This window comes from Paenibacillus sp. NRS-1760 (assembly GCF_050467785.1).
GTDB lineage: Bacteria > Bacillota > Bacilli > Paenibacillales > Paenibacillaceae > Pristimantibacillus.
Genome location: NZ_JBITPK010000005.1, coordinates 414,747 through 422,849, shown reverse-complemented (window position 1 = coordinate 422,849; position 8,103 = coordinate 414,747). Strand labels below are relative to the sequence as shown.

The window sequence follows — 8,103 nt, the reverse complement described above, 5'->3', positions numbered from 1 at the left end:
GTGGGAACAAGGCGAATGTTTGCCTGATATCGAAGTTCTGCTAAAACTAGGACAGGTCTTCAGCAAGTCTGTTGAAGAACTTCTTCTAAGTGAAAGGGTATATGGGAAGCCAGTAATTCATGAAGTTATGAATACTAAAATAGAAGTATCGGAACAACTTGATGTCTGGACAAAAGCATTGGACAAAATACAAAGCGAAATTTCAATTCCAAGCTTCAATACATGGTTTAAGAGTACGAAGGCAGAGTACGTGGAAAGTACATATTTAATTTACAGTCCGAACAACTTTACTACGGAATGGTTATACCAAAGATACTCCAGTTTCATTATGCAAATTCTCGAAGAAATTACTGGTGAATCCGACTTTAAAATCGAGTTTCGGTCAATGGATAATTCTTCGACTAATTTTGAATCAAGTCTAATTCCAGGTAGAGCGAGTTTATGGTTAAGCTAACGGGAAACGATAGTTGAAAACTAAAAGGGCTGCCGCGTGCCAGCCCTTCGTCGTTACGCCAACGGGCAGGTCTGCGTGGTAGCAGTGTAGAAACATAGTCATCAAATAGGTTACGGGGGTATGGGGATGAACAGCGAAGTTACAGCGGTTGAATTTTTGGAAATGATTCAACAGGGACAAGGGTCATTCTCAAGACTTTGTGGTGTTTTAACTGAAGTTGATTTATCAAATCTCAACTTTGAGGAGTGCCTATTCTCGGTGAATTTTGCTGGTTCGAATTTTCAAAACTCGAGGTTTATCAATTCAAATCTAAAAGCATGTATTTTTACTAATTGTATTTTTAACAATGCAGTGTTAGTTGGTAACTCACTAGATGGTACAGATTTCTCGGGAGCAAAGGTAGATGGAATGACTTTTAAAGACAACACCATTCATTCCATAGTGCTTACAGAGTCACATCTTGCTGAAATGATACTTTAATTAAGGGAGAAACGAATGACAATAAACAAAAAGAGTTCCAAAAGAATATCAGTCAGAGATGACAATTACATATGGACTATCTCCTCAGGAAGCGGATATATAATCTTGATAGCTGAACATGAAATCACTAGAGGAATGCGGCTTGAAGTTTACGTTGAATCAGATATCGACAGTGCTTGGGTAAACTTCCCTAATACAGAACATCTAAATATTAAAATCATTAGACCTAGAGATGTTGAATATTTTATTTGTCAGTCGCTTGATCAAGGGTGGACTCCAAAAGTAAAAGGAGCACCTGTTGTTTTTGATTTTGACGGTAAGTTTCTGAAAAGAAGATTAGGCTAACGAGGAACGTTAGTTCAATGAAACAGCGATAGTCTAGGACTTTATTTTTTGTCCTTGGCTGTCGCTGTTTCAATTTCTGAGGTCAGTCTAAAACTTATTGTATGAAGTCTGACGATATTACAATTGAGAATCAGCGTGGAATAAAGACACCCAGTCTAATGCTTTATTTTCTACCGCCAGCTGAGTTTTGGGAACGAAATGTGTTGCTGGCAGTGAAGAGGGGCAAATTGCTTTTGACCATTAAGGTTAGCAGCCGTTCGAGAGAGGATCGAAATTAAATCAACCTCGGTGATTTTCTCTTGCCCTATCGTAAACTCAATAACGTAGAGCAGTTCTCTTTGTATAGCTGCAATGGCTCCAACTGATCCATTCACCCGGACTGACTGCGCAGCCCGCGCACTTCCCCTTTAAACGGTCGCTCAAGAGAGCGAACTTGGAGGGGATATTTTTATGGGCTTTTTATCTCCATTCCGTTTTCGATCACGATACTGCTTAGGTGTGATATCGGCATGTTTTTTAAACGATTTAATAAAGTGAGTCTGGTCATAATAGTTCAAACGAGTAGCGATGGTTGAGACCGATTCACTTGTGAAATCGAGCAGCTTCTTAGCTTCTTCTATTTTCTCCTGATGGATGAAATGACCGATCGTGAGTCCTGTTTCTTTTTTGAAAAGGGTGGATAAATAGGTACCATTAAGTCCAGTCAGCTCAGCCAGATCAGAGATAGAAATCACATCATATAAATGATTAAAAATGTATTCGCGGCATTTCGCGATTGGCTTAGAAACGGTGCCTTTCCGATTTTCGCTAACGCGATCCGTAATATCTAAGAAGGCGTTTATCATCGCGGTTTCAACCGAGCGAACATCCGTTAAATCCTCAATATGCTGAATGTAAGTATCGCTTAAGCGATATGCCAGCTCAGTATACAGCCCGCCCTCCATACCCGCTCGAATGGCTACAGCAATTGCGCAGATGGCAATATTTTTGCGGCTTCTCAAATGGCTTCGTTTGGATAGTGTGCCTGCCTCCCCAATTACACCCATTACGAATAGATTCTTAAGTGCAGCTTTATCACCGTTCTTAATATGCCGTAATAATATCTGTTCAAATTCCCGGCTCGTGTGAAGATTAGAAAATTCCTTCATATTAGACATCGATAACTCGATAGCTTCCTCTGACAAAAACCGTTGGCCCAACCGGAAATTATACTCAAGAACATCCGTTAATGCTAACTCCTCTTGATTGACAATCCAATGTGTCATGATGCCAATGTGAAATAATCTCTGCTTGGAAACAAGAGGGAGACTGCGCAAATATTCATCCCAAGCTGGATGGAGTCTTCTAGGAATATTATTATCATTCATGAGATTTCGAACGGTTTCCTCGGAAGGAACATAGTCAATTGAGGGACCAATAATGATGGTTCCTGCTCGCTTCAAATTCGAATAAACGGGCTGCACGATAAAAAATTCCTCAAACTCCGTTGTCTGTATAACGGGAAAAGTTTTATCCCAGGTTCGTTTTATTAATTGCTGGAAGTATTCAGTATTTTGTAAGGCGGAAAATGGGATAGGAGCGTTGGATTCAAAATATTCCTGCCCGCTTGGATCATCCGCACTCAACCAATAAACGGGCAGCTGCAAGCTCTCATGAAGTAATTTAGCTAAAAAGGAAGGATTAAATTCCATCTAATGCCTCCAAATAAATTTACTTTTATTCAAATAATCATACCATATTTCCGATTTTTTGATCATCTATAATGAGTGTGGAGTAAAAAATGAAAACGCTTTACAGTTTGTGAGTTTATTTATGGGGGATTCAGTATGAATCGTGACCTAAAGAAAATGGTTGTACAAACGACATTGGAAGAAAAAGCAGATATGTACTCTGGCTTGGATGCTTGGCATTTAAAGGTGCTTTTTCAGATGAAATGGTCGAACAGCTTCTTCTCCAACTAAACGGACAAAAATAATCAGACAATCGAGGTTGCTACTATGGAACAGACTAAACTTTCATTTTCGGAGAAGCTTGGGTATGGCGTTGGAGATATTTACGCTTACGTGACCTATCTCATTCTCAACATTATTTATTCAGGAGCGAACGTTCCTTATGGTGTGTTGAACTCATTGATTACACAAAATCCTTATGAGCGATCTTTGCTTAACATATTCCGTATGTTAATGGCTATCTTTGGCGCAGTGCTCGTCTCGACCATGACGGTTCCCATCGTAAATGCATTCGGCGGCGGCAAACAGGGATGGATGATGACGTTTACTATTTATGGTGCGATTGCAGCGGTGTTGTTTTTGATTACTTTCCGCACGACGAAAGAGAGAGTTAAGCCAGCAGTAGTCCAAAATACGGTCCCGAGCCGCGATTACGGTTATTGATCCAACTAGCATTAAAATCGTAATCATCGCGTCGGTGATCAAATCACTTGGCGGCGTTCCATTAGCTGCAACGATGTTCGCGATGCTTGCAGACACCGTAGATTATGGAGAATGGAAAACAGGCATGCGAACAGAAGGTTTAGTTTACAGCGCTGGAAGCTTCGGCTCAAAGGCAGGCAGCGGGCTTAGCGCCGCTATAGTCGGTTGTATGCTCGCATTTGGAGGTTATGTTGGTGGTCAGGAGCATATTAGCGAATCCGCTCGTTCCTCAATCTTGTTCATGTACATCTATTTGCCGATTATCATTAGTGCGCTCATGGCCGTTATTCTCTACTTCTATAAATTAGATAAGCAATTCCCGCAAACTGTAAAAGAGTTAGAAGCAGCTAAAAACATATAAATAGGCAGGGAGGGGGCAAGGCCACAGCTAAAATATAATTGAAAAACGCAATGTGCTGAAAGCTGGCTCCGGTATTTTAACGGCGTCAGCTTGTTTGGCTTTATTCGGAGGCTGACTCTTTAATCATGTGAAGCTAGGAATGCATTAGCATTATTGTTTTTGCATAATTCTTTAGGATTAAGCATTAAGGAATGAAATGATAATTAATAAGCTGAGTAGAGGTATTGAAGTGACCCCATAAAGTTAGACAGGTTATTTTATTAGGCGATATTCTGGGAATGAGTCCGGTACAGTACCGGACTCATTCCTTTTAATTTTGTCTTAATACGCTTGTTATTGTAATAATCGATATATTTTGATAGTTCATAATTAAAATGTTCATTACTTTCAAATTCATTTATATAAAGAAATTCAGATTTCATTGTGCCAAAGATGCACTGGAAAAGGTGTTATCGTACCAGTTACCTTTGTCGGGTATCTGGTTGGTAAAGATGTGTTTGTTAATGAACTGGAAAGTATAGTACTGTATTGGTATATGAATAGCTTAAGTTAGTGGTAAACTCCCATTGAAAATATTTCTGGCGAAATGTGGTGATGTACTTGTTAAAAATGCTTGTTGTTGATGATGACAAGTTCGAACGGGACGGCGTTAGGTTTCTCGTTGATAAATACGGTCTGCATTTGGAGATCTTTGAAGCTGACAGTGGTGAAAGCGCTCTCTTGTATATCGAAAGCCATGATATTGACATCTTGCTCACCGATATCCGTATGAACGGGATGGACGGATTGCAGCTAGCAGAGAAGGTTCGTGAACTAGGTAAGCCTATCAAAACGATGTTTATGAGTGCCTATGGTGAGTTCGAGTATGCACAGAAGGCAATCGATCTGAAGGCAATCCATTATATATTAAAACCTGTGCAGGTTAGCGAATTTATTAAAAATATGACCGAGATCATCCAGCTTTGCGAGGAAGCGTTGAAATTGAAGGTTCAGCAGGAAAGGCTCGAAGCTGCCTATTTGAAGGAAGTCAGATACGAAAAGCAGAAGCAGCTTACCGATATTATACTCAGCAAGGCAGAGGAGACGGATGACAAACGAGATCTGAAGGTGCCTACCGGCAGGTTCGATAAGTATCCTTACATGCGGATGCTGATGCTGGATTCTCGTAAACGTTTTTTCGATCGGCTTGATCTCGATATCGAAGAGCAGTTGGGCGAACTCATTCATCGCAACGTCGATTTTATTCATTTGAATGAGTTTCAAGCGTTGCTGTTCTTGGAAACAGCCCCCGACGAGTCGCTGGAAGCTATAACGGAGCTTGGCCAGCAATTGATCCGGATATTCCAGGATATGTACGATAATGATATTTGTGTTGTGATCAGCGGATTGATGGATGATGTGAAGCAGCTCCACAAACAATTTCATGAAATGGAAACGATGCTGGAAAACAAGTTCTTTTTCGATGAGGGTACGGTGATGCTGGCAAACCGCACATCATTTGCTCAGGGCGATATGACAGCAGCAGTAAATGATGTGTTAACGCAATTGACGCAAAATATTCAGCACAACCGATATGATATCGCGCAACTGTATGTCGAGCAACTGTTTGATGCTCTACAAAACAGTGAGCATTTAACGGTTATCTATGTAAAATATGTGTGCACCGAAATTGTCAAAGCTGCATTCAATGCCTCTATAAAAAAGAATAACGATAGATTCAAGCATAGTTTGGAGGACATCTATAAAACGGTAAAGCTGAGCGATTTGCGTAAAGTAGTACTGAGTATTCTAAAGGAAAACGAGTCTTTCTGCGAAACGAATTTGGAAGCGACCTCCAAAGCGATCGATGAAGTCGTCCGAATAATCGAGAACGAATATCAGACTGACTTGTCATTGGAATTATTGTCGGAGCGGGTTTATTTATCTCCTAGTTATTTGAGCCATTTATTCAAGAAACAGAAAGGGATAAGTCTTAATAAGTTCATGACCGTGCACCGAATGGAAAAGGCAAAGGAACTGCTTATAACAACCAATCGTAAAATTATCGATATCGGCCAGGATGTTGGTTATAACAACTTCTCCTACTTCAGCTCGTTATTCAAAAATCATTTTGGCCGAACGCCTTCCAAATACAGAGAAGAGGCATAAACGATGAAACGGCTGATCTATGGTTTGTTCAATCGTTTACGGTTTAATCAAAAACTATTTCTTTCTTATTTAATCGTTATTATCATTCCTATTATGGTGCTTGGCATATACGCCTACAATCAATCAAAGGACATGCTCAAATTGCAGGCATTGCAAGGGATTGATAAGAATGTGAATACCGTTACTCAGAGTATTGACAATTCGGTTGAACGCTACAATCATGCGATTCGGTCGATCGTATTCACTAAGATGTTTCAGAAAATTGTAGCCAACGATTATATCGACTTAGTCAATCTTTCACGGGATTTGAAAGATTTCTTGGATCCGTATTTTATCATGATGATGAACCTTGACAAGGACATTGAGAAAATTACCTTTTACACGCAAAGCACTGTTCCAGAATTCGGCGATTCAGTAGTCTCATATAAACGGGTTAATGAGAAGCCATGGTACAACGAAGCTATGAAGGGGATAGAACCGCTATGGAAATATGAGGATAACGAACTGTTTGTCATTCATAAATTCCCAAAAACTCTAAAAGAGGCTAATACGAATATGGTCTATATGCGAATTAATGAGAATAGTTTCTTCAAAAACATTACCGATCTAGATCAGGAGTATGCTGTCATTATCTCTGATGGCAATAACCGGATCATATATGCGAATCAAAGTGCAAAGTTGATTGCCTTTGACTTCAAAGAAATGACGAAAATGAATGAGGGGACGGTACGCATCGGTCAAACGGAAATGTTTCTTGTCAAGAAGAAGATCGTGCAGGCTAATTGGACGGTCTATTGTTTCGTACCCGCAGCACTTGTGTCCCATAACGCAGGTTCAATCATTAATGCGACGCTAATCGTGATCCTTGCTTGTATTGTCAGCTTGCTGATCATTATTTCGATCTTTTCCAAAACATTTATCAAACGGATATTCTCACTCAATGCGATAATGAAGCGGGTCGAATGGGGGGAGTTGGATTTACAGGTTCAAAGTGAGGCCAGGGATGAAATCGGCGAACTGACTAATCGATTCGGCAAGATGCTTAATCGACTTAATGAACAGATCGATGAAACTTATCGAAGTAAAATCATTCAGAAAGAGGCAGAGCTGAAAGCGCTGCAATCGCAAATCAATCCTCACTTCCTATACAATACGCTCTCATTCATCAATTGGAAGGCGCTCAAAAACGATGCGCCGGAAATTAGTCATATCGTTACATCGATGTCGAAATTTTATCGAACGGCTCTTAATCAAGGCAACAATATTATTACTGTGCGTAACGAATTGGAAAATATCAAATCCTATATTGAGATTATTCAGGTTATGGGTGATTATAGCTTCGATGTGGTTTATAAAATTGATGAGGAGGTTAACGAGTATTCAACAATAAATTTAATTCTTCAACCGCTCGCAGAAAATGCGATCAAGCATGGTATCAAACAGAAAAATAATGGAAAGGGTCTACTGTATGTTAGTGCCTGGCTTGATAAAGGGACGATCAATTTCGCGATTGAAGACAACGGTCCAGGTATGGAGAAGGAGACGATCGATACGATACTTACGATGCAATCGACAGGATATGGCCTCAGAAATGTCAACGAGCGTCTGCAACTGCGGTTCGGCACTAAATACGGCATCTCCATCCAAAGTCGACTTGGCTATGGTACAGTTATGACTATCGTTATTCCACAAAGCTTGTATAGTTCCACAGTATAAACAACTTAATCTCCCAAATTCAACTTTGCCCGCCGGCTAGCCGGACGGGTTTTTTTAACTCCGTAATAAACTGCATCATTTCTAAAATATTTGATAATTATTAAATAAGTTTCCTATGTTATATTCTCTTTAGCACAATGGAACCGCTTACAAAAAGGAGGAAATAA

Annotated in this window: 7 protein-coding genes and 2 pseudogenes; 7 read left to right on the top strand and 2 right to left on the bottom strand. The window is 40.0% G+C overall.

Translation table 11 applies throughout. The features are described from left to right. The 3 genes from ACIFSR_RS02390 to ACIFSR_RS02380 all read left to right on the top strand — a co-directional run. Positions 1 to 454 (top strand): DnaA N-terminal domain-containing protein (locus ACIFSR_RS02390; protein WP_430054629.1); only part of this gene is annotated, 454 nt, incomplete at its 5' end. A gap of 126 nt (positions 455 to 580) precedes the next feature. Next, a complete protein-coding gene (locus tag ACIFSR_RS02385) occupies positions 581 to 934 on the top strand; it encodes a pentapeptide repeat-containing protein (RefSeq protein ID WP_430054626.1) in 354 nt (117 codons plus the stop codon). Between the two features lie 15 nt (positions 935 to 949). Continuing rightward, positions 950 to 1,279: a hypothetical protein gene (locus ACIFSR_RS02380; RefSeq protein WP_430054625.1), complete on the top strand. Its 330-nt coding sequence runs from the start codon at positions 950 to 952 to the stop codon at positions 1,277 to 1,279. 419 nt (positions 1,280 to 1,698) lie between these two features. Here the strand turns inward: ACIFSR_RS02380 and ACIFSR_RS02375 are convergent, their stop codons facing one another. Beyond that, a complete protein-coding gene (locus ACIFSR_RS02375; RefSeq protein ID WP_430054623.1) occupies positions 1,699 to 2,970 on the bottom strand; it encodes a helix-turn-helix domain-containing protein in 1,272 nt (423 codons plus the stop codon). Between the two features lie 135 nt (positions 2,971 to 3,105). Here ACIFSR_RS02375 and ACIFSR_RS02370 point away from each other — a divergent pair, with 135 nt between their 5' ends. Beyond that, positions 3,106 to 3,240, top strand: coding sequence for a hypothetical protein (locus ACIFSR_RS02370; RefSeq protein ID WP_339203902.1), 135 nt, complete (start codon positions 3,106 to 3,108; stop codon positions 3,238 to 3,240). Positions 3,241 to 3,330: 90 nt separating this feature from the next. Continuing rightward, a pseudogene (locus tag ACIFSR_RS02365) lies at positions 3,331 to 4,072 on the top strand (MFS transporter); the annotation flags it as partial. Between the two features lie 260 nt (positions 4,073 to 4,332). Here ACIFSR_RS02365 and ACIFSR_RS02360 read toward each other — a convergent pair. Next, positions 4,333 to 4,544, bottom strand: a pseudogene (locus tag ACIFSR_RS02360) (IS3 family transposase); the annotation flags it as partial. Between the two features lie 122 nt (positions 4,545 to 4,666). On the opposite strand from ACIFSR_RS02360, the gene ACIFSR_RS02355 reads away from it, so the two are divergent. Both ACIFSR_RS02355 and ACIFSR_RS02350 read left to right on the top strand, forming a co-directional pair. Then, positions 4,667 to 6,220, top strand: a complete 1,554-nt coding sequence (locus ACIFSR_RS02355) for a response regulator transcription factor (protein ID WP_430054620.1) — start codon at positions 4,667 to 4,669, stop codon at positions 6,218 to 6,220. 3 nt (positions 6,221 to 6,223) lie between these two features. Further along, positions 6,224 to 7,936: a sensor histidine kinase gene (locus ACIFSR_RS02350; RefSeq protein ID WP_430054617.1), complete on the top strand. Its 1,713-nt coding sequence runs from the start codon at positions 6,224 to 6,226 to the stop codon at positions 7,934 to 7,936. Positions 7,937 to 8,103: the final 167 nt, after the last annotated feature.